This window comes from Desulfonatronospira thiodismutans ASO3-1, from assembly GCF_000174435.1.
GTDB classification, from domain to species: domain Bacteria; phylum Desulfobacterota; class Desulfovibrionia; order Desulfovibrionales; family Desulfonatronovibrionaceae; genus Desulfonatronospira; species Desulfonatronospira thiodismutans.
The window spans coordinates 1,070,470-1,090,001 of sequence record NZ_ACJN02000003.1 but is presented as its reverse complement, the minus strand read 5'-3'; the positions used below and the strand labels follow the sequence as shown (position 1 = coordinate 1,090,001).

21 protein-coding genes and 1 tRNA gene are annotated in these 19,532 nt (G+C 52.1%); 9 read left to right on the top strand and 13 right to left on the bottom strand.

The window, feature by feature from the left end:
* Positions 1–83 precede the first annotated feature (83 nt).
* From DTHIO_RS17035 to DTHIO_RS17015, 5 genes are all read right to left on the bottom strand, one after another.
* Positions 84–584: a ribonuclease toxin HepT-like protein gene (locus DTHIO_RS17035; protein WP_008871503.1), complete on the bottom strand. Its 501-nt coding sequence runs from the start codon at positions 582–584 to the stop codon at positions 84–86.
* Positions 553–942 carry a nucleotidyltransferase family protein gene (locus tag DTHIO_RS20100; protein WP_161598698.1) on the bottom strand — a complete coding sequence of 130 codons (390 nt, stop codon included), beginning with the start codon at positions 940–942 and terminating at the stop codon, positions 553–555. Before DTHIO_RS20100 ends, DTHIO_RS17035 begins: the two co-directional genes overlap by 32 nt.
* Positions 943–1,000: 58 nt before the next feature.
* Entirely contained in the window at positions 1,001–1,222 is a 222-nt protein-coding gene (locus DTHIO_RS17025; protein ID WP_008871501.1) for a YgiT-type zinc finger protein, read from the bottom strand.
* Between the two features lie 1,036 nt (positions 1,223–2,258).
* Positions 2,259–2,468, bottom strand: coding sequence for a hypothetical protein (locus DTHIO_RS17020; protein ID WP_008871499.1), 210 nt, complete (start codon positions 2,466–2,468; stop codon positions 2,259–2,261).
* Positions 2,465–2,911 carry a PIN domain-containing protein gene (locus tag DTHIO_RS17015; protein WP_008871498.1) on the bottom strand — a complete coding sequence of 149 codons (447 nt, stop codon included), beginning with the start codon at positions 2,909–2,911 and terminating at the stop codon, positions 2,465–2,467. The genes DTHIO_RS17020 and DTHIO_RS17015 overlap by 4 nt, the downstream gene beginning before the upstream one ends.
* Before the next feature lie 661 nt (positions 2,912–3,572).
* Between DTHIO_RS17015 and DTHIO_RS17010 the strand changes: the two genes are divergently transcribed.
* On the top strand, positions 3,573–3,908 hold the full coding sequence (locus tag DTHIO_RS17010) for a hypothetical protein (protein ID WP_244156391.1): 336 nt from the start codon (positions 3,573–3,575) through the stop codon (positions 3,906–3,908).
* Positions 3,909–4,003: 95 nt separating this feature from the next.
* Positions 4,004–4,462: a toxin-antitoxin system TumE family protein gene (locus DTHIO_RS17005; protein ID WP_244156390.1), complete on the top strand. Its 459-nt coding sequence runs from the start codon at positions 4,004–4,006 to the stop codon at positions 4,460–4,462.
* Positions 4,463–4,591: 129 nt separating this feature from the next.
* Here the strand turns inward: DTHIO_RS17005 and DTHIO_RS20095 are convergent, their stop codons facing one another.
* Entirely contained in the window at positions 4,592–5,218 is a 627-nt protein-coding gene (locus DTHIO_RS20095; RefSeq protein ID WP_008871495.1) for a coiled-coil protein, read from the bottom strand.
* 583 nt (positions 5,219–5,801) lie between these two features.
* Here DTHIO_RS20095 and DTHIO_RS16990 point away from each other — a divergent pair.
* The 3 genes from DTHIO_RS16990 to DTHIO_RS23020 all read left to right on the top strand — a co-directional run bounded on the left by DTHIO_RS16990 (position 5,802) and on the right by DTHIO_RS23020 (position 9,197).
* Positions 5,802–7,736, top strand: coding sequence for a tetratricopeptide repeat-containing sulfotransferase family protein (locus tag DTHIO_RS16990; RefSeq protein WP_008871493.1), 1,935 nt, complete (start codon positions 5,802–5,804; stop codon positions 7,734–7,736).
* A 944-nt stretch (positions 7,737–8,680) separates the two neighbouring features.
* Positions 8,681–8,914 carry an addiction module protein gene (locus DTHIO_RS16985; protein ID WP_008871492.1) on the top strand — a complete coding sequence of 78 codons (234 nt, stop codon included), beginning with the start codon at positions 8,681–8,683 and terminating at the stop codon, positions 8,912–8,914.
* On the top strand, positions 8,904–9,197 hold the full coding sequence (locus tag DTHIO_RS23020; protein ID WP_008871491.1) for a type II toxin-antitoxin system RelE/ParE family toxin: 294 nt from the start codon (positions 8,904–8,906) through the stop codon (positions 9,195–9,197). The genes DTHIO_RS16985 and DTHIO_RS23020 overlap by 11 nt, the downstream gene beginning before the upstream one ends.
* A 78-nt stretch (positions 9,198–9,275) precedes the next feature.
* On the opposite strand, the gene DTHIO_RS16975 is transcribed toward DTHIO_RS23020, so the two are convergent.
* Positions 9,276–9,812, bottom strand: a complete 537-nt coding sequence (locus tag DTHIO_RS16975; RefSeq protein WP_008871490.1) for a PD-(D/E)XK nuclease family protein — start codon at positions 9,810–9,812, stop codon at positions 9,276–9,278.
* Positions 9,813–9,925: 113 nt separating this feature from the next.
* Here DTHIO_RS16975 and DTHIO_RS16970 point away from each other — a divergent pair, with 113 nt between their 5' ends.
* A complete protein-coding gene (locus DTHIO_RS16970) occupies positions 9,926–10,225 on the top strand; it encodes a type II toxin-antitoxin system HicA family toxin (RefSeq protein ID WP_208596432.1) in 300 nt (99 codons plus the stop codon).
* Positions 10,222–10,551 carry a type II toxin-antitoxin system HicB family antitoxin gene (locus tag DTHIO_RS16965; RefSeq protein WP_008871488.1) on the top strand — a complete coding sequence of 110 codons (330 nt, stop codon included), beginning with the start codon at positions 10,222–10,224 and terminating at the stop codon, positions 10,549–10,551. Before DTHIO_RS16970 ends, DTHIO_RS16965 begins: the two co-directional genes overlap by 4 nt.
* A gap of 327 nt (positions 10,552–10,878) precedes the next feature.
* Here the strand turns inward: DTHIO_RS16965 and DTHIO_RS16960 are convergent, their stop codons facing one another.
* Positions 10,879–11,259 (bottom strand): hypothetical protein, encoded by a 381-nt coding sequence (locus tag DTHIO_RS16960; protein WP_008871487.1) that lies wholly within the window; start codon positions 11,257–11,259, stop codon positions 10,879–10,881.
* Between the two features lie 308 nt (positions 11,260–11,567).
* Positions 11,568–13,301 carry a flagellar filament capping protein FliD gene (gene fliD / locus DTHIO_RS16955; protein WP_008871486.1) on the bottom strand — a complete coding sequence of 578 codons (1,734 nt, stop codon included), beginning with the start codon at positions 13,299–13,301 and terminating at the stop codon, positions 11,568–11,570.
* Between the two features lie 307 nt (positions 13,302–13,608).
* On the opposite strand from fliD, the gene DTHIO_RS16950 reads away from it, so the two are divergent.
* Positions 13,609–14,670, top strand: a complete 1,062-nt coding sequence (locus DTHIO_RS16950; protein ID WP_008871485.1) for an IS110 family RNA-guided transposase — start codon at positions 13,609–13,611, stop codon at positions 14,668–14,670.
* A gap of 593 nt (positions 14,671–15,263) precedes the next feature.
* Here the strand turns inward: DTHIO_RS16950 and DTHIO_RS16945 are convergent.
* From DTHIO_RS16945 to DTHIO_RS16930, 4 genes are all read right to left on the bottom strand, one after another.
* On the bottom strand, positions 15,264–16,319 hold the full coding sequence (locus DTHIO_RS16945) for a glycosyltransferase family 9 protein (RefSeq protein ID WP_008871484.1): 1,056 nt from the start codon (positions 16,317–16,319) through the stop codon (positions 15,264–15,266).
* Positions 16,306–17,340, bottom strand: a complete 1,035-nt coding sequence (locus tag DTHIO_RS16940) for a glycosyltransferase family 9 protein (protein WP_008871483.1) — start codon at positions 17,338–17,340, stop codon at positions 16,306–16,308. The genes DTHIO_RS16945 and DTHIO_RS16940 overlap by 14 nt, the downstream gene beginning before the upstream one ends.
* A 35-nt stretch (positions 17,341–17,375) precedes the next feature.
* Positions 17,376–17,972 carry a D-glycero-alpha-D-manno-heptose-1,7-bisphosphate 7-phosphatase gene (locus DTHIO_RS16935; protein WP_008871482.1) on the bottom strand — a complete coding sequence of 199 codons (597 nt, stop codon included), beginning with the start codon at positions 17,970–17,972 and terminating at the stop codon, positions 17,376–17,378.
* A gap of 102 nt (positions 17,973–18,074) precedes the next feature.
* Positions 18,075–18,167 (bottom strand) — tRNA-Ser (locus tag DTHIO_RS16930).
* 187 nt (positions 18,168–18,354) lie between these two features.
* Between DTHIO_RS16930 and DTHIO_RS16925 the strand changes: the two genes are divergently transcribed.
* A complete protein-coding gene (locus DTHIO_RS16925; RefSeq protein WP_008871481.1) occupies positions 18,355–19,524 on the top strand; it encodes an aminotransferase class I/II-fold pyridoxal phosphate-dependent enzyme in 1,170 nt (389 codons plus the stop codon).
* Positions 19,525–19,532: the final 8 nt, after the last annotated feature.

Genomic DNA, 19,532 nt, shown 5'->3' with positions numbered 1-19,532 from the left:
AGAGTGTGGGCGTATGGGAGTGTGGGGCTGGGGAGTTTGCAATTTCCTGATTGATTTAAGTCCCAGGATAACCGGGTTCTGGACTACAGATCATCCGCCTCAAGTCCATCCAGACTGTCCAGCCTGGACATGAACACGGTCAGTTCTTCCTGCATGAGTTGAAAAGCTTTATCCATTTTTCGGGCCACAACCTTTTCCCGCTCCCAGTCCAGCTCAAAGCCGTAGGAATGTCTGAAACGGTGCCTGAACCCCCGGAAGTCATCAAGGCAGGCGTAGAGTTCATCAGAGATTACTCGTGGCCTGTATCCGGTAATTTCCAGCCTCATGCGCCTGAGCAGATCTTTATGCCAGCTGCCCGTGCCCAGATCGTTTTCAAAAAAAGCCGCCACGGATCGAAAAATATTTTCGCAGCCATTGTAAAAGCTGTGCAGAAGGTAACCTACAACGATTTTGTCGTAATTGCCCATTTCATCGTCTTTTAAGTCCAGTTTGGGAGCAAAGGACTTAAATTCGTTGTAGACCTTTTCGAGCTTGCTTAACTCGTCCTGGATATCAGCTTTCAGCAGGGCTGTTGCCGCTTTCATAGATCAGCTTTCCTCTTTGTTTGATCTTCCGGGTAAACACGGGGTCATCCCGGTCACAGTAAAGGTCAATGTTTTCGCCTGTCCGGGTCTCCAGGTCTCTCCACAGTTTCCAGAAATCATCAGGGGTTACTGCCTCCACGTACAGATCAATATCCGAATCCCTTCTGCAACTCCCGGTATGAACCGAGCCAAAGACATAAGCGCACGAAACTCCGTGCTTTCGAAAGACGGAACTAAGACCCTGGAGTTTTTCTTCTTTGAGTTTCGCCTCAGATGCGGCCCTCCGGGCCAGGTCTTTTTTGCGGCGAATCAATAAGAAAAAATCGCGGACATTGGAAAAACTTTCAGTGTAGACCATAAACATGTTGAGGGAGACATATTGGGGACAGTCCTGAAGCCGCTTATACAACGGTCTGCTATGCTGCGAAACGCCTTACTTCGAGTTCAATTCCTGAATCAACGGAGTCCAGGAGACAATCAAGATATTCCATTACCGGATCTTGAATCAAAAATTCGTAGCAAGATTGGCATTGCTCAACCGGCATATCTTTCACAACAATAATTTTGTGCTGGTCCAGCTTAAAGGGCAGGTCGCTACGGATACTATCCATGCGACCACCGCATACATGGCATTTCATTTTTTGTCCTTGTGAGTCCGGTAGTGAGTTACTCCTGAAATCCTGTCATAAAGAACAAGAAACTTAGACAGGATTAACAGGCTTAACAGGATAAGCAATCAGCGGCCCCGGTGAAATCAGCTGCGCTGTCCTTCGGAATTTCACAGGGCAAGCCGGAAGCTGCAGATTGCATTTTTTTCTTTATCCATCTCTTAATCCTGTTAATCCTGTCAAATAACTCTTTTCTTTATTGGGTTGCGGGCAAAGCCCGCGTTAGAGTCTCCTGGCTTTGACGCAGCTTTTAATGAATTCAATGGGGTTTTCCGGTAAGTTATGCATCTATAAAAATATACTATCTAGATTATCTCATGACAAGCAGTATTTTATGGGTAAGCACTTTGGGGGAAATGCATAGGGTCTAACCTTTGAGGGGGGGCTGGAACCATGCTGGGTTGTCTGTCTGGCAGGCGGGAAAAGCTTTTATGGTGATCATTATTCTTCAAAACCGTGTGTGCGAAGCACCTGTGTGAAGCCTGCAGGCTTCCCGTGCCAGAGAAGATTTTTTTGGCACGGGAGGTTTGAGAACCTCACACGGGCGGCTCTGCCGCTCACGGTTGAAGAGGGGTGCTTGTCCTGAAGGCGTTTTTTGCCTGACAGAGTGCCTGAGTTCTTTATGCTTTTAAACCGTGTGTGCGGAGCACCTGTGTGAAGCCTGTAGGCTTCCCGTGCCGGAGAAGATCTTTTTGGCACGGGCAACTTCGTTGCACACCCCGGTGAAACCCGCTGCGCGGAGACAAAAGTCTGTTTCACGGGGCGAGCGGGCGGCTTTGCCGCTAACGGCTGGGGAGTACGCCTTAAGGCTTCTCTCGGTGGTGATTACTGGCACCCCCTGAATGGTTACAGCTCGCTCCTGCAGCGCTTGGGGCAAAAACGCAAGACTATGCATATTTATATACCGGGGTTTCTATCACCCGATGTGGGGTCTTTTCATCCCGGATCATGGAATGAATACGCTCCACAGTTTCCGGTGTAAAGAATTCTTCCCAGAACAAATATGTTAGGCATAGCCTTCATTTTTCATTTCTTGCACAAGGTCTTGTACGGTTTTATCTTTGAAAATTTCTTTGCGTAATTCACAATAATTTCCATAACCTTTTTCGTAGTCTAAAATGAATTGTAATGCTCCATTGGGACCCAGTTTTTTTAAAAGTACATCCCAACCAATACTTCTAATTTCTTTTGGAGTGAGCTGTGTTGCTTCTATCATAACTTAAAAATCTCCCTATAAATAAAATCAATGGAATCATAGCAAGCTATTTTTAAATTCATTGTCTTTTTTAGCTGCTTGATCAATTTGTCATCACAAGTAATAAAATAATCGACATTGGCATATTCAGCGCATGCAATATGCAGGGCATCCATGCTCATAATTCCATTTTTTTCAAGCGTTATGGATCTGGTCACAATTTTTTCATCATATTCTATGTAATCCGTAGCATAGCTTAATAAACTGGATACCTTGATCTTATTTTCCAATTTCGGGTTTTTGCTGTTTTCAAATTCCAAAGCAAATGAATTTACCAGGTGAGCTTTACCAGTTGAGACATAGCCCAACAAAATGATTAAAATGTTAGTTTCAAGTTTAATCCTTTCATTACTTTGATCGTCAAATGATCTATAAAATAAGCATAAATCAAGATATAATTTCATATAGTGAGTAAGTAAAGCAGGAGGCAGGTACCCCAGCCCTTTTTTTGATGTAAGAAAACAGGTTTAAAAAACAAGGCCTGAGAGAGTCAGTCCCCGTGCCGCATGCAAAGTGCTAAACAGATACCTCTCCATGAATCTGCAAACAAAATACAAATAATAAATATTATCTGGCAAGGGGGGCTTGTTGTCAAGAGATTATAAAAGAAATTGGGGGATTGGGGAATTTAGGAATTCAGGGAGTTAGGGATTGGGGGATTCAAGGCATGGGGCATGGGGCATGGGGCATGGGGGCATAGGGCATGGGGCATAGGGCATGGGGGAAGAAGGCATGGGGCATAGAGCATAGAGCAGGGGGCATGGGGCCCCGGTGAAACCCCTGTCTACGACAGGTGGCCCTTTGGGCTCCCGGTGAAATCCGCTGACGCTCGTACTGCTGTACATTTCACAGGATAAATGATTCACGGGGCAGGCATGGGGCGGGGGAGGTTTGGGGGCTGCACATCCCAGTGAAACCAGCTGCGCTGACCCGGCACTTACTTTTCCATTTGTTTGCTTGTGATGAAACAGAAATTATTAAAGTGAGTGCTGGGTGTTTTATGGCGCTCATGGCTGGACCGGGAGGTCCGAGATTGACTCAGACATAAGTGACAGCTATATTCGAATGCACAAAAGAATAAGTTATAAAGGGAGGGATTCTTTGATGAGTGAGTTGAAACTTAAAGCAGAGCACCCGGAAAAAGCCAGTGAAATTTTATTTGATGCCCTGACCATGGAAAAATCGAGGTTGCAGTACAGCCTTGAATTGAGCCGAAAACGTCTGGCAGAATTTGAGAAAAAATACAATGTGTCATCTTTGGATTTTTTGGAAAACTGGTCTGCTGAAGACCTTGAAGGGCAGGACATGGAGTATGTGAAGTGGGCAGGAGAATACAGGCTGGCCTCTTCTTTGTTGCAAAGAATTGATATCTTGAATGGAATAACTCATGCAAATACATGATTATTTAGTTTTCATCCGGAAACGGTTCTTTTTCCCTTTGGCGGCGTCAATCTGCACAATTATTCGTCAACGTATTAAGATACGCCTCCTCATAATTGCTTGATTTCCTTGCCAAAAGAAAAAACTCCTCGTTTCCGGAAAGAAAACCATCAGTTTCAGCATCCGGAAATAAAGAATTTCCGGATGGAAACTATTTACATGAGGTTCGAAGCGCCATTGAGCGAATGGACCTTTATGGATTCGCTGATGTAATTGATATCCAGGAGGAATTGAGAGCGGGAAAGCAGGCTGTAATTCAGGCCAGCGTTGTCTTGGTGGACGGCAGTTCTTTACATGTCAGAGAGTACATTGATGCAGCATATGGCATCAAAAAAGTGAGCTATGGGTATCATTATCAGGACAGGCATGGAAAATTAGTTTTTCGGTATGATAACGCCCGTCACAAACCTGCCTTAAAATCCAAAGAGCATAAGCATTTGAGTGATAATTCAATAGTTGAGGCTGCAGCTCCTTCAATTTCCGAGCTTGTGGAAGAGGTAGTCAGTTTTTTGTAGGTTATATTACTTTTATGGGGCGGTTTCAAAACCGTTTGTGTGCGGAGCACTTGCTTGCCCGGTATAATTCCGAAGGACAGCGATGGATCTGGTCAAAATTCTTGAGTCACTCCAACCTTTGGACCGGCATCAGGCGGCCCTGGTTTCCAGCCTGCCCACGCGCTCAACAAGATCCTGGACAACAACCTTGTCGCTCAGGGCCTTGTTCAGGTCTCCTCTTACCTCAGCCACTTCCCTGGTCAAATTGTCGATTCGCGTGTTGATGTGATCAATTCTCTCGGTGTTCTTCTGGATCTCGGTCTTTAGCTCCGCCCTGGTTTCATCAATGCGGGTGGTAAGTTCTGCTCTGGTTTCGTCGATGCGTCTGTTGGTTTCATCGATTCTCTCGGTGTTTTTCTGGATCTCGGTCTTTAGCTCCGCCCTGGTTTCGTCGATGCGCCTGTTGGTTTCGTCGATTCTTTCTGTGTTTTTCTGGATCTCGGTCTTTAGCTCGGCTCTGGTTTCATCAATGCGGGTGGTAAGTTCTGCTCTGGTTTCGTCGATTCTTTCTGTGTTTTTCTGGATCTCTGCCTTGAGCTCGGCTCTGGTGTCATCGATACGCCTGCCCTGATCCACCAGGTGGGCCTTCATCTCGTCCAGCCTCTTGTTGGTCATGTCCAGAGTAGTTTTTATGTTTTTGTAGTCCTCCCTGATGCTGTTCAGCTCAGGGAGCATCCATTCCTTCATGGCTGAGAGCATTGCTTCCTTGGCGTCCATGAGATCCTCCTGCTGGTTTGTTTAAGGCTATTAAGCCGCAATGCTATGTTTTTGTCAAGGAGGTATTCAGGGATTGGAGAATTTAGGAATTTAGGGATTGGGGAATTGGGGGATTTAGGGATTGGGGGATTGGGGCATAGGGCATGGGGCATGGGGGGAAGAGGGCATAGGGCATGGGGCATGGGGGAAGAAGGCATGGGGCATGGGGGAAGAAGGCATGGGGCATGGGGCATGGGGCATGGCGCATGGGGAAGAAAGTATGGGAGTGGAAGAGGATGCATAGGGCATGGGGCATGGGGGAGGAAGAAAAGATGAATGATGAAAAGTGAATAAGGGCGAGAAGGAGGGGGGATTTTTTGGCATGGGAGGCCTGGGGGCCTTACATTCCAGTGAGACCCTGCTTCGCGGGGCATATCGTACATTTCATCATGCCGGGGGTGTGAAAGGCGGGCAGGGCCCGTTCAAGGCTGGGGGAAAGTGATTTTCGGTTCTTTATCAGTATCAGCCTGTTTTTGAGAGTTGCTGTGGCATGGACATTGCTATCTGTGCAGGGTAGTTGTGAACTTCAAACAGGAGAGAATGCATGAGCGCTTCAGGAAATAATGGTTTAAATGCTTACGCCGAAGCCCTGAAGAAAAAGGATTTTGCCCGGGCGGAAAAGATTGCCCGCAAGCTTCTGAAGAAAAATCCGGGGGACGGCCGGATGCTCAAGTACCTGGGCACGGTCCAGGCCATACAGGGGAAAAACGCCGAGGCCCTGCCCCGCCTGGAGCAGGCGGCCGGGCTGCTGCCCGGTGATGCGGAACTGCTCAAGAACCTGGCTCAGAACCTGGAGGCCATGGGCCGGGATGAAGAAGCCGCCCGGAGGTACCTGCAGATGCTGGACATCAGCCCGGACAGCCCATCCATTCATGTGCGGCTGGCTGCCATATTCGGACGGGCAAAGAATCTGCACCAGGCCAGGGATCACGCCCGCCGGGCCTCTGAGCTGGACCCGCACAACTGGGACGCCCTGATGAAACTGGCCCGGGCCCACCACGAACTGGAGGAACCGCAAAAGGCCAAGCGCCTGTATCAGAAAGTTCTGACTATGAACCCGGAGCACCCTCCGGCCTACAGCAGCCTGGGCAGCGTCTGCAGGGAACTGAACAATCCGGAAGAGGCCCGGGAACATCTGCAGAGGGCCCTGGAACTGGAGCCGGATTCGGCCCTGCATCACACACGCATGGGCAGCGTCTGCAAGGACCTCAAACTCTATGAAGAGGCCAGGGATCACTACCTGAGGGCCCTGGAGATTGATCCGCATTTTGAGCACGCCCATTCCCGCCTGGGCAATGCGTACAAACATCTGGGTCAAATAAGTGACGCCCTGAAGTCTTACCGCAGGGCCCTGGAACTTGATCCTGATTCGGTCCAGGCCCACTACGGCCTGTCCGAGCTGACCACTTTCGACGATCCGGACGATCCGGCCATAAAGCGTCTGCAGGCAAGGTTCATGGACAGCGAAACAGATCCGCACGACAGGGCACTGGCCGGATTTGCCCTGGGCAAGGCCATGCTGGATCAAAAACGCCTGTCCGAGGCATTTGACTGCTATGACCAGGCCAACAGGATCATGTATCCGCTGCGCGAGGGCGGCCCGGACTGGGATATAAGGCCGGCGAGGTATCAGAGGCTTTTTTCCGGAGAATTCATGGCGCGGGCCGGTGATTTCGGCCTGCAAGAGACGCCGCAGGTGTTTGTGGTGGGCTTTTCCCGCAGCGGCAAGAGCTTAGTGGAGTCCCTGATAGCCTGTCACCCCGATATTGAGCCCTGGGGAGAGGATCAGAAGTTCCACCGTTTCTGCCGGGGCAAGGGTAAAAATTACCTGCAAAAACTCACACCGGAAAAAAGTCGCCAGGAGGCCCGCAATTATATACGTGAACACCAGTTCCCCCCTGGCAGAGGCAGATGCGTGACCACTCTGCCGGGCAATATTACTGTCCTTGGCTACCTGGGGCTTTATTTTCCGGCGACGCCCATTATCTTTGTCCAGCGTGATCTCAAGGACCTGGGCGTATCCTGTTATTTCAAGCATTACGCCCGGGGCAACAGGTACGCTTTCGACCTGGAACACCTGGGACGGGAAATCAGGCTGTACCGGGAACTCATCAAGCACTGGACACAGGTGCTGCCCAATCCCATGCTCATGCTGAGCTACGAGGAGCTGACCCGCAATCCTGATGGGATGTGCTCCATGCTTTACAGCTTTCTGGGGCTGGAGTGGAAGAAAGAGTATTTCAAGGTTCTCAAGGAAAGAAGCAGCCACGTACTGGACCTGGGCCCGGCCCACTCCCTGGACCTGGCCATGCCCATAAGAAAGGATTTTGTGGGTTTCTCCGAGCCTTTTCGGGACAGGCTGGGGCCGTTGCTGCAGGGATACAGAAATGCTTTGCAGGATACCCGTTATGACCAGCCGGCGGGAAAAGTGCTGGCCGCAGGCAAAGCTGCAGGCAGGAAAAAAATGGCCATGGCTTGAGCCTCTGGCTACTTCTGGGGATTTGGGGGATTGGGGCATAGGGCATGGGGCATGGGGCATGGGGGAAGAGGGCATAGGGCATGGGGCATGGAGAAAAGAGGGATGGGGCATGGGGCATAGAGCATAGAGCATAGAGCATGGGGCATGGGGGAAGAAGGCAGGGGGCATGGGGTATGGGGCATGGAGGAAAGAGGATTGGGGGATTCTAAATCAAGGGTCAGAGGTCAGAAGTCGGAAGTCAGAGATCAGAAATCAGTAGACGTTGGGGATTTAGCGACTTTAGTGGCTTATTCCTGAAATCCTGTCAGAAAAAACAAGAAACTTAGACAGGATTAACAGGATTGACAGGATAAGCAATCAGCGGCCGGAAGCCGCAGATTACATTAGCCATCCGGCACTCACTTTCTTCCGGCATTCATGAGTACCGGACAGTACTCAGTAAAGCTTCCGGCCCATAGGGTCTACGCCCCGGTGGGATTACTCCGAAAAAGTGAGTGCCGGAGTGATTACCTTTTGGCCTGGCTTCCGGCCAGGACAAAAATGGTTTTCTCTTAATCAATCTCTTAATCTATGCCTGCCACGCGTCTTTGGCGTGGTTAATCCTGTCAAATAGCTCTTTTCTTTATTGGGTTGCGGGCGTAGCCCGCTTTGGCAAGAGAGCGAGGGAGTTACTTGGTAAGTGGGAGATGGTGTGACGGAGCAATGATGAATCAACATAAAGGGCTTGTCCTTAATTATTTAAAAATGACCTTAACTTCTCAGAAGAACAAGGCGTTATAATGAGAACAAATTGGTGGTAGTGGGGCTGAATAGAGCTTGACAATCTGTCCTTACCTACCTACTTAGGCTTAAAGAAAGTTACCATTTTAATTGGATGGTTATATAAAAAACAGGTGTCAGCCCCGGGGCTATCGTTGACACATATTAATCCGAGGAAATGTACCATGAAAGTTGCTGAGTTGGCCTCTGAAGCGCTACAACTCGACCCGCATGATAGAGCTTTGCTCGCAGAGGCGATATGGGAGAGTCTGGAAGATCCATTCGTATCCGGAAGAGAATTATCGGATGTGGAATCAATCCATCTTGCCATTCGGCGGGATGAAGAAATTGAGCGAGGCGAGGTTAAGCCTTTATCTCATTCGGAACTAATGAGCAGGCTTCACAGGAATGAGGGTTGAATATCATCCTGCTATTGAACAAGAGATTCAGGAAATAGTTGACTACTACAATAAAGTTGTAGACGGCCTCGGCACCGAGTTCCTGAAGGAATTCGATAAGCAAGTAGCCAAAATTGTGGACATGCCTTATCGCTGGAATGCAGTAGAGAAAGGTATTCGACGGTCACTCATGCGACGATTTCCTTATGTGATCTACTTTCGGGTGGTTAGTAAAGACCTGCTCCGTATAACAGTAGTCAAGCATCAGCGTCGGCATCCCAGGTTAGGAGTTGGTAGAAAATAATGTCGAACAAGGCGCTTCAACTGACACTGGGGACTGTCCCGCTCACGGATGGGCTGATGTCAAAGCTCAGCCGGGGATTTACCTTGCGGGCACGTCGTATGAATGGGAGTAGACTTCAATGCCAAGTTTTTTGGCCAGTTCCATGGCGCTGGGGTCAACCATAGGGGAAATAACCATCCTGCGGGTAGCTTTGCGGTTGTGATGCTTTTCATAGAAGGTCGCCTTACGATCAAAAAAGTGTACATCAGCTTTGCTGATGGAAGACTTGATTTCGCATAGTATCAAGGTCTGGTTGAAAATTATAACGTCCAGCTCCACCTGGTCCGGCCTGCCGAAGACCTCGCCTGCATCATCGTACTCTGTCACATTAAGGACCTTCACCCCGAATGATTCCTCCAGGATGGCTTTCAGAGCATTACGGAAAGACTGTTCCTTGTGAGGCCCCCACTGGCAACTGATACTGCTGTCATGCTTGTCCAGATGTTTTTTTATATCGGCAAGCATTTGGTATATCACCTTTTGATTTTCCTCCCACTTGCGGTTATGCTGTTCCCATTTACGCTCAGATTCGGCTCTGGATTCAGCCCGTCTACGCTCTGACTCGGGGATGTCCATTTCTTACTCCATTTAAGCATTTCTTAATCTGTCTCTTTAAATTTAGGAAATCAGCGGGCAAAAAGCAAGCTTGGGGTTCATGGATACGCCTGCAAAAAAATCCTTGAGAGATTATGATTGACAGAGAAATGTATGCAACTATAATTAGTTGCAAGGTAAGCACTATGACGAGACAAGCCAAGTTGATCAAAAAGCTGCAGGATCCAAAGGCAGCCTGGACCTGGGATGAGTTGTGCGCTTTACTTCGCGGACTTGGCTACCAAAAGCTGGAAGGTTCAGGCTCAAGGGTAAAGTTTGATAATGGCAATCCCGGCAATCTGATCAACCTGCATCGACCTCACCCGGACAATCAGGTCAAAGCTTATGTTATCCGACGCATCAGGGAAAAACTCCAATCCGGAGGCAAATTATGAAACTAATGCAATACAGAGGATATTACGGGAGCATCGAAGCCAGTGTCGAAGATGCCGTTCTGCATGGTAAACTGGAGTTCATCAACGCTCTGGTTACTTACGAAGGTGAAACAGTAAAAGAAATCAGAAGAGCGTTTGAAGATGCGGTGGATGACTACTTAGCCTACTGCAGCGAACGCGGTTACGAACCGGAAATTCCATGCAAAGGGGCATTTAATGTGCGGGTGGGTCATAAAACCCATCTCAAGGCAGCCCTGGCGGCCCGGGAAAAGGGCATCAGTCTCAACGAGTTCGTGCGGCGGAGCATCGAAGGCAGTGTGGGGTGAGTCTGTTTTTCAGGACCTTGGGTGCTGAGCACCTGCCTGCCCGATAGAATTCCGCAGGACAGCAAAGCGTATTTTAGTCGGGTGTACGCCTGCAGGCTTCCTGTGCCGGAGAAGATTTTTTGGCACCCCAGTTGAATGCCCTGCGGGCTAGCTCATTGAGCTATTCAACGGGGCAGGCTGGCAACTTCGTTGCACATCCCAGTGAAACCAGCTACGCTGACCCAGCACTCACTTTTTCATTTGATTGCTTGTGATGAAACCGAAATTATTAAAGTGAGTGCTGGGCAGGCGGGCGGACAAGGCCCGCTCACGGTTGGGGTTGGTTTTTTACATTAGTCCCACCCCGAAGATCACGGCTATGATGGCCGCAAGCTGGGCAAATAGAAGACCGGTGGTCCAGCGGAGGATTTTCTGGTTGCCGAAAGCGATTTCTTTACTGGTGTCTGCCCGCAGCTTCTCGATTTCCCGGATAAGTTCTGTTCGGACCTTCTCGATTTCTTTTGACAAATCTGCGCGGACCTGCTCGATTTCTTTCTGCAGACGCAGTTCGGACTCACGCACCCCGCTGGCGGTGGCCAGGTCCTTTAGCTCCGGATAGCGGTCTTCCAGGCGCTCGAAGGCCCCGGCGATAATCCGTGCCCTGGCCCGTTCATCCTCCGCTGCCAGGAGGCTGTCGTAAAGGTCGATAACCGAGGCCGGCTGAGTCATCCTAGATCTCCTTCTGGGTTGAAATTCAGGGTGGCTGTTTAAGATATTAAGCCGCAATACTATGTTTTTGTCAAGGAGGTATTCAGTGAGACTTGTTTCGGGGCTTAAAGCTCGCAAGGGTAAAAAGGTGGTCCGCCACGTCGGACATTGACAAGCCTTCTCATGGAAGGATTGGGGAATTGGGGGATTGAGGATTCAGCATAAAGACTAACAGCTAAATGATTGAACTGAAATTGAAGATACCTGCAATATCAACAGGCATGCTGCAAAATGCAACCAGGAAGGAATGGAGTGCCCAGTGGCCGGGTTTAACCCAGCTGCTGCCGCATCTGGAATATTGACTGCTGCATGCCCTCGTAGCGGCCGAGCATTTCCTCTGTCCGGGCAAAACGGTTTCGCAGGTGGCGCTCATAACTCGAAAGCCTGCTCTGCTCGGATTCGATGCTTCGCTCCAGGCTCTGGATGGTGCTTTCGTAACCCCGTTCCATGATTTTGAAGGTGCCGCTCTCGGGGTCGGTCATTTCCCGGACCGCATCCGAGAGTTCTCCGGCCTTGCCCTGCTTGAGGCGGACATTGCCCTGGTATTCACCGTCTGATAGATTGTCCACCCGAATGACCAGCCCCCGCGAGTCACCTGACCTGGAGCTGATGGTCATTTCCTGGTTGTCGAAGCGGGCTTCTTCACCGTCAATATAAGCGTTCGTAATCTCTCCATTTTCCATGGTATAGCTTACATCGTACAGCCCGGGCCTGGTGGTGCCTTCGATCTGGGAGGCAAAGCGGAAATCAGAGGTGTCTGTGGATGGTTCGTTGTCCGCGCTGAATATCTCGGCCACGGCCTGGGGGTCTTCGTCCAGGACTTCATCCAGGCGGGATTCGTCAAGGCGCAAAAGCCCGTAGTCCTCTTCCTCTTCGTCGGTCACAGTACTGATGCCGATGCTGCCCAGGTTGGGAAAGGGGTCGTCATCACGGTCAAAGCCGACTCCGGCTGAGGCCAGGACGTCCCTGATGCGGTCCTGGACCATGCGCACCCCGTAGTTGCCGGTGAGAAGGGAGGTCTGGGGACCGGCCATGTCATCATCCTCGGCTTCCTCGTCCTCCTCGATCCTGGAGACCCCCTGCATCATGGCCAGGACATTATTGACGCTGTCCACGAATTCCTGCACCTGCTCCTTGATGGCCTCGTGGTCATCGGAAACTGTTATCTGGGTCTCGCCTGTTTCATAAAGGTTCAGGGTCACGCCTTCGATAACATCGTCCACGGAGTTGGAATCGCGTTCTATCCAGCGCTCTTCAGTGACCTCTCCGTCTTCGTCAACTTCATCCCGGGGCCAGCCGTCCACCTTGATCTTTGAGTTCTGGGCCTCCTGGCTGGTATCGAAATCGTCTGCTTTAAAGCCATCCAGGTCCGTTTCTTCATCTTTTATCTCTACCTTGTAGTCAGCCCCCTGATCCATGCCCTTCAGCTGCAGAAAATATTCGTTGCCGTCGTTGATCAGGGTAGCCCGGACCCCGGGGTTGTCCGGGTCCTCGTTTATGAGTTCCACCAGGCCCTGCAGGGTGGTGCCCTCCGGAACCTCCAGATCTACACGTTCATGGGCGTCCTCGCCTTCTTCGGGACCGTACTGGTAGCTGAAGGTTCTGGTTTCACCTGAAGAGTTGACCACATCGTCGGTCTCTTCAAAGCCTTCATTGCTGAACATGATATGGTTGCGGGCCAGCTGGCCTACTTCCAGGTTGTATGAGCCTTCTTCGGCGCTGCTGTCCGCCGAGGCCGAGGCCACGCTCTCCTGGCCGGATTCGGCACTGCGGATGAAGAAATCATCCAGAGTGTTCATGGAATCCATCTCGGAACGCATGGAGACCATGGAGTTCTGCAGTTCCTGGGAGGCCTCCATTTTGACCTGCTCCTGCTGCATGTCCTGCTGCAGTCTCTGGATGCGGCGGCCTTCAATCTGGACCATCTGGTTGACGATCTGGTCAAAGTCCATGCCTGAGCCCAATCCGTCAAAGCGTATCTGTCCTGAAGTCAGATCCGGCATTATCTGCCTCCTTGGCTTGGTCTTGTGCGAAAAATGCGGAAAATTATTCCCGGCAGCATTCCGGGCCAGGGCTTTTTTGTGCCTGGAAGCTGCACGCCCGGAGGATAACTGTGATCCCCGGTGGTTGCTGCTTCTGGTTAAAGCAAAATTGGTGCCTTATTGTAAGTATCGGCTGTTTTGCTGATGGCTTTAGGTTTATGATTCAGGTAGGATGAGAAGGCTGGACCTCCTTGCGAGCTATGAGTTAATCATGCTCACTATAAAATAAACGCAGTCAATGTGCTGCAAAGATTAAGGAGGACCAGCCATGAGTACAAATGTAGCAAATTTTACCATTGGTGTCGACCTGGGAGATAGGCAGAATGTGGTATGCGTTCTGGATGCTTCCGGAGAGGTGGTTAAGATTTTCAAGGTATCTAATACCAAAAAAGCCATGCACAAGAGTTTTGAAAAGTACTCCGGGTCTTTGGTGGCCATCGAGACCGGGACACATTCCGGTTGGGTCAGCAGGCTGCTGGAAGAGTTGGGCTGTGAAGTTTTGGTGGGTAATACCCGCAAACTCAGAGCCATCTGGCAGGATCCGGTCAAGACGGATTACCGGGATGCAGAGATGCTGGCCAGGATTGCCAGGGTTGATCCCAAGCTTTTGGAGCCTATACAGCACCGCAGTGAGCAGTCCCAGGAGGATCTGGTTCTTATTCAGTCCAGGGATATGCTGGTCAAGAGCAGGTCTAGCTTGATCAATCATGTTCGCGGCATTGTGAAATCATTTGGTGAACGGATTCCATCCTGCAGTGCTCCCAGTTTTCACAAAAAGGCCTACGAGCATGTTCCCGAGAGGCTCAAGTTCGCGCTTTTTCCTCTCATAGAGCAGATAGAGAGTCTGACCAAGCGTATCAGGGAATACGAACAAAAGATCGCAGAAGTAAGCCAAAAAAGTTACCCTGAAACAGATGTTCTAAGACAGGTTCCTGGCGTGGGTCCCATAACTGCCCTGGCCTTTATATTGACCTTGGAGGACAGCAGCCGTTTTCACAAGAGCCGGGATGTGGGTCCCTTTTTAGGCATGGTTCCCAAGCGGGATCAATCTGGAGATATGGATAAGCAGCTAAGAATAACCAAGTGTGGTAATAAGGATTTACGTCGATTATTGATCAACGCTGCTCATTACATATTAGGACCATTTGGTCCGGATAGTGAGCTTAAGAGGCATGGAGAGCGCATTTCCCAGCGCGGAGGCAAGATATCCAAGAAGCGAGCGATTGTGGCTGTAGCCCGAAAGTTGGCTGTCTTACTGCATAGGCTTTGGGTAACAGGAGAAGAATACGATCCGTTTTACAATCAAAGTGTAGTCAGGCAAGCGGCATAAGTTAAGTAGAGTGATGGTATTGGAGCCGGCCTGGGGATTGCGGACACGACCAAGGTCACCCGCAATCCCCAGGCCGGCTCCTCCGAAACCTAGCCAGGAGGCCTGATCAGGATCCTGCGGCAAAAACAAGCCCTTTTACAATGAAGTCCCGTTCGGAAGACTGCGGCCAATTCCTAGGCCCAATTGCTTGCCGGCAATGATAAAAGAGGCCGAGATTCAGGTGGTCAGCTTCCAACAAGCGAAACTCACTGAGACACCGGGCCTGCCGGCAAAGGCCCCTAAAGAGTGCGAATGGAAGTGAGACTTGTTTCGGGGCTTAAAGCTCGCAAGGGTAAAAAGGTGGTCCGCCACGTCGGACATTGACAGGCCTTCTCATGGAAGGGATTGGGGAATTGGAAGAAGGCATGGGGCATGGGGCATGGCGCATGGCGCATAGGGAAGAAAGTATGGGAGTGGAAGAGGATGCATAGGGCATGGGGAAGAAAGTATGGGGCATGGCGCATGGGGGAAGAAGGCATAGGGCATGGGGGAAGAAAGTATGGGGGTGTTTGGATGGAAGGGGACGAGAGATAAAAAATATCTTCTCTGAGCAGTTAATCCGTGTTAAGCGTACTGGAGCCGGAAGTAATCCGGTTCAGGGCGTCCAGGACCCGGGAGGGGGTGATGTGGTGCATGCAGGGGGCGGTGCAGGTGTTTTTGAGTCTGCCGTGCAGGGAACAGGGCCGGCAGGGCAGTTCTGATTCCAGGACCAGGCTGTTTTTTGCTGCGGGGAAAAATCCCCATTCCCGGGTGGTAGGCCCGAACAGGGCCACCAGGGGGGTATGTACGGCCCGGGCCAGGTGCATGGGCCCGGAATCCCCGGTGACTAAGGCGCAGCAGTGCTCAAGCAGAGCGCAGGTCTGGCGGATGTCTGTCCTGGAAGTCAGGTCCCTGGAGCTATCCGGCAGAAGGGAGTAATTTTCCCGGCCAATGATTACCCAGTCCATGCCGCGGTCTTCCAGCAGGGTGGCCAGGGCCAGCCAGTTGTCCGTGGGCCAGGCCTTGGCCGGGTGGGTGGCATAGGGGTGCAGGGCGATAAGGGGTCTGGACGGCGTATGCTGGCTGGCAAGAGTGATTCCGGACCGGGACAGGGTCTCCCGCGCCTCGGCCTTTTCCGCAGAGGACAGGTGAATGCGGGGCTCAAGAGTGTCCCGGGCTGGAGGCCGGGGATACAGGGCGCGGAAGTAGCGCTGGGGGATATTGGATTTTAAGAGCTCGCGCCCAAACAGATCCATGCCGGTGAGGCCGAACATCCGCCTGTGCAGGGCCATCTTGGGGTAGGCAAAAGTCCGGCAGGGCCACATGGCCCTTAGTATCCTTGAACGCAGGCTGCAGTGAAGATCAATGAGCTGCAGGTCCCTGAACCGGCGGGCCAGCAGGCGGCAGAAGTTCAGCCACCCGGGAGTGGTCAGATACTTGCCTGGAACAGTGATGATCTCCTTTATGGCCGGATGTTTTTCCAGGACCGGGGCAAAGGCCTTTTTGGTGACAAAGATAAAGCGTGCTCCAGTGCGGGCATGCCAGGCCTGAAGCACTCCTGTGGTCAGGACAACGTCTCCCAGGGAGCCCAGGCGAATCACGACGAAATTTTCAGGTTCATTGCCGGGCATGGATTTTTTCCCTGATGACATCAAATACTTTTTTGGGCGTTAGGTCCAGCATGCAGCGGTGATGCCCCTGGGGGCAGCTTTTGCTCCCGTGCAGTCCACAGGGCCTGCACTCCAGGTCCGTTTCCAGGACTGTGGAGTGCTCTCCCCGGGGGAAGAATCCCAGGGACCTGGTTGTGGGGCCGAAAAGGGCCGCAACAGGGGTATTTTGAGTCCAGGCCAGATGCATGGGGCCGGAGTCGTTGCACAGGTAGCAGTCCAGGCCCTGCAGGAATGCGGCCAGGCCGGGCAGGTCCAGCCGGCCGGAAAGATCCAGGAGCAGGTCCTGGCGGCGGACCAGGTCTTTTATTTCCCTGGCGGCCTTTTCTTCGCCTGGACCGGCAAAGAGCATGACCTGCATGTCCAGGTTGTCGTGGACCATGTCTATGACTTCAGCAAAGTATGCGCCGGGCCACTTCTTGGTGGCCCAGGTGGATCCCGGGTGCACTCCCAGAACAGGACCGGTTGTGTGTTTTGCCCGGAACTCACCGGCCTTTTCCCTGGCCAGGGGGTGGAGATGAAGCCCTGGCCAGGTCTCCAGGGCGGGGACGCTTATGGGGGATAAAAGCTGGAGCACGCGTTCTATTTCTTCGAGCTGGTCAAAACGTCTGCTGCAGGTATGAGTGTAGGCGGCCCGGTTGAACCGGGGGGAGTCGTAGCCGATGCGGGTGGGGATGCCCGAGAAGGCGGAAATCGCCGCGCTTCTAAAGCTTGTATGGGGAGATACCCACAGGTCGAACCCCTGCCTGCGGATTGAGGCCAGGGTGCGAATCATGCCCAGGGGGCCGCTGTCGCGGCCGTATTTGTCCACTTCCTGGACCTGCAGGCCTGGATCTGGCTCAAAAAGAGGGCCCAGGCCCTTGCGTACGAAATAGGTCATGTGGGCCCCGGGAAACGCCCGGGCCAGATTCTGCAGCAGGGGCAGGGTCAGTACTGCATCGCCAAGAAAGGCTGTCTGCCAGATTCCTATACGCCTGAAACTCATTTATGTCCCGGGTGAAGAATTATCCATAATACGCATCAGCCATACCTTTGCTGCAGCCACTGCCAGGCAGAGGGGAGATCCATGGCCACTGCCGCAGGCATGCCGGGAAGATCAGGGGCCTCGGGCTCCATCCACCCGGCCGGAAGAGGGGGGATGCCGAGGCCGGCCATGCTCTTTTCTCCCTTGCCTGTGCCAAGCAGTATGCTGGCGGCAAAGCCGCAGTTCCGGCCGAAAGAGATATCTTCCTGCTTGTCTCCGAGCATGATGCTTTGATTCGCCTGCAGAGCGTGCCTGAGGCTGATTGTCTCCCACATGCCGGTGCCCGGCTTGCGGCAGGAACAATCAGCTTCTGGAGCATGGGGGCAGAAGGAGCAGTCTTTCATGAATACATTTTGCTCTGCAAGCATCTCAAGCAGGGCCTGGTGAACAAGCTGGTAGTCGGCCATGGAAAAGTAGCCGCGGCCGATGCCGCTCTGGTTGGTGACCAGAAACAGGCTGCAGCCTGCGGCCTGCATGGCCTGCAGGGTCTGCACAACCCCGGGCAGAAAGACGATTTGATCCGGGCTGGACAGATAGTGCCTGTCCTCGATGATGGTCCCGTCCCGGTCCAGAAAGATGTTCTTGATGTCCAAAGCAGGGTGCCTTCAGGGATGCAGGGATAAAATCTGTGCTCCCGGTTGAAGAAGCGGGGCATAAAAAACTCCCAGGCCTTGAAGCCTGGGAGTTGTTGACTGTGGCGGAGAGGGAGGGATTTGAACCCTCGAAGGACGGTTAAGCCCTTACTCGCTTAGCAGGCGAGCGCCTTCAGCCGACTCGGCCACCTCTCCTGTTGCTGACCTGGATTTGATCCATGCCTTGCGTTATTTGGAAAAAATAACCAAAGTAGCTGCAAGCGTCAACCTAAATATTTGACATTTGACAAGTACGCCCATTACAATAATTATTTGTGCCCGCGGCGGCGGATGTTTCGTGTGTTTAAGTTTATCCAACCAATTTACGTTGCAGGAGTTTTGAATGGCTGAATTTGCTCGTATTAACAGGCTCCCCCCTTATGTTTTTGCCATCGTCAATGACCTGAAGATGCAGCTTCGCCGTCAGGGTGAAGATATTGTGGACCTGGGCATGGGCAATCCCGATCTGGCCACGCCCCAGCATATAGTGGACAAGCTGGTGGAGGCCGCCTCCAAGGGGGTCAATCACAGGTATTCCGCATCCAAGGGTATTCCCAATCTGCGCAAGGCCATCTGCGACTGGTATAAAAGGCGCTATGACGTGGACCTGGACCCCGAGACCGAGGCCATCGCCACCATGGGGGCCAAGGAAGGCCTTTCCCACCTGGCCCTGGCCATGCTCAGTCCCGGAGACGTGGTCTTTTCCCAGGACCCCACATACCCCATTCATCCATATTCAGCCATCATAGCCGGTGCAGACGTGCGCAGGGTGCCCATCGGTCTGGACCGGGACTTTTTCGAGGACCTGCTCACCGCCACCAGGCAGACCTGGCCCATGCCCAAGCTGCTCATCATCTGTTACCCCCACAATCCCACCACGGCTGTGGTTGACCGGGATTTTTTCCAGAAGATCGTGGATTTCGCCAGGGAGCACAATATCCGGGTCATTCACGACCTGGCTTATGCTGATCTGAGTTTTGAGGGCTACACCCCGCCCAGCATGCTGGAGATCCCCGGGGCCAGGGATGTGGGTGTGGAGTTTTTCTCCATGTCCAAGAGTTATTCCATGCCGGGGTGGCGTATGGGCTTCTGCTGCGGCAACAAGGACATGGTGCACGCTTTGACCCGCATCAAGAGCTACCTGGACTACGGCATTTTTCAGCCCATCCAGATTGCATCCATAATTGCCTTGAACGGTCCCCAGGATTGCGTGCAGGACATCGTGAACATCTACAAGGACCGCAGGGACGCTCTGGTGGAGGGCTTAAACCGCATCGGCTGGAAGGTGGAAAAGCCTAAGGCCACCATGTTCGTCTGGGCCAAGATTCCAGAGGAATTTCGGAAAATGGGTTCTGTTGAGTTTTCCAAGCTGCTTTTACAGGAAGGCAAGATGGCCGTGTCCCCTGGACTGGGTTTCGGCCATTACGGGGATGACCATGTGCGGTTCGCCCTGGTGGAGAACAGGCACCGCATCAATCAGGCCCTGCGCGGGGTCAAGAAGGTCCTGGGCTAAAAATCAAG

Coding starts and splice junctions, on each gene's coding strand:
- DTHIO_RS16990 (WP_008871493.1), top strand. CDS start 5,802: ATGAGCGCTTCAGGAAATAATGGTTTAAATGCTTACGCCGAAGCCCTG.
- DTHIO_RS16960 (WP_008871487.1), bottom strand. CDS start 11,259: ATGACTCAGCCGGCCTCGGTTATCGACCTTTACGACAGCCTCCTGGCA.
- DTHIO_RS17010 (WP_244156391.1), top strand. CDS start 3,573: ATGCACAAAAGAATAAGTTATAAAGGGAGGGATTCTTTGATGAGTGAG.
- DTHIO_RS16950 (WP_008871485.1), top strand. CDS start 13,609: ATGAGTACAAATGTAGCAAATTTTACCATTGGTGTCGACCTGGGAGAT.
- DTHIO_RS17015 (WP_008871498.1), bottom strand. CDS start 2,911: ATGAAATTATATCTTGATTTATGCTTATTTTATAGATCATTTGACGAT.
- DTHIO_RS20095 (WP_008871495.1), bottom strand. CDS start 5,218: ATGGACGCCAAGGAAGCAATGCTCTCAGCCATGAAGGAATGGATGCTC.
- DTHIO_RS20100 (WP_161598698.1), bottom strand. CDS start 942: ATGGTCTACACTGAAAGTTTTTCCAATGTCCGCGATTTTTTCTTATTG.
- fliD (WP_008871486.1), bottom strand. CDS start 13,301: ATGCCGGATCTGACTTCAGGACAGATACGCTTTGACGGATTGGGCTCA.
- DTHIO_RS17020 (WP_008871499.1), bottom strand. CDS start 2,468: ATGATAGAAGCAACACAGCTCACTCCAAAAGAAATTAGAAGTATTGGT.
- DTHIO_RS16975 (WP_008871490.1), bottom strand. CDS start 9,812: ATGGACATCCCCGAGTCAGAGCGTAGACGGGCTGAATCCAGAGCCGAA.
- DTHIO_RS17035 (WP_008871503.1), bottom strand. CDS start 584: ATGAAAGCGGCAACAGCCCTGCTGAAAGCTGATATCCAGGACGAGTTA.
- DTHIO_RS16925 (WP_008871481.1), top strand. CDS start 18,355: ATGGCTGAATTTGCTCGTATTAACAGGCTCCCCCCTTATGTTTTTGCC.
- DTHIO_RS16985 (WP_008871492.1), top strand. CDS start 8,681: ATGAAAGTTGCTGAGTTGGCCTCTGAAGCGCTACAACTCGACCCGCAT.
- DTHIO_RS16940 (WP_008871483.1), bottom strand. CDS start 17,340: ATGAGTTTCAGGCGTATAGGAATCTGGCAGACAGCCTTTCTTGGCGAT.
- DTHIO_RS16970 (WP_208596432.1), top strand. CDS start 9,926: ATGATTGACAGAGAAATGTATGCAACTATAATTAGTTGCAAGGTAAGC.
- DTHIO_RS16945 (WP_008871484.1), bottom strand. CDS start 16,319: ATGCCCGGCAATGAACCTGAAAATTTCGTCGTGATTCGCCTGGGCTCC.
- DTHIO_RS17025 (WP_008871501.1), bottom strand. CDS start 1,222: ATGAAATGCCATGTATGCGGTGGTCGCATGGATAGTATCCGTAGCGAC.
- DTHIO_RS16965 (WP_008871488.1), top strand. CDS start 10,222: ATGAAACTAATGCAATACAGAGGATATTACGGGAGCATCGAAGCCAGT.
- DTHIO_RS23020 (WP_008871491.1), top strand. CDS start 8,904: ATGAGGGTTGAATATCATCCTGCTATTGAACAAGAGATTCAGGAAATA.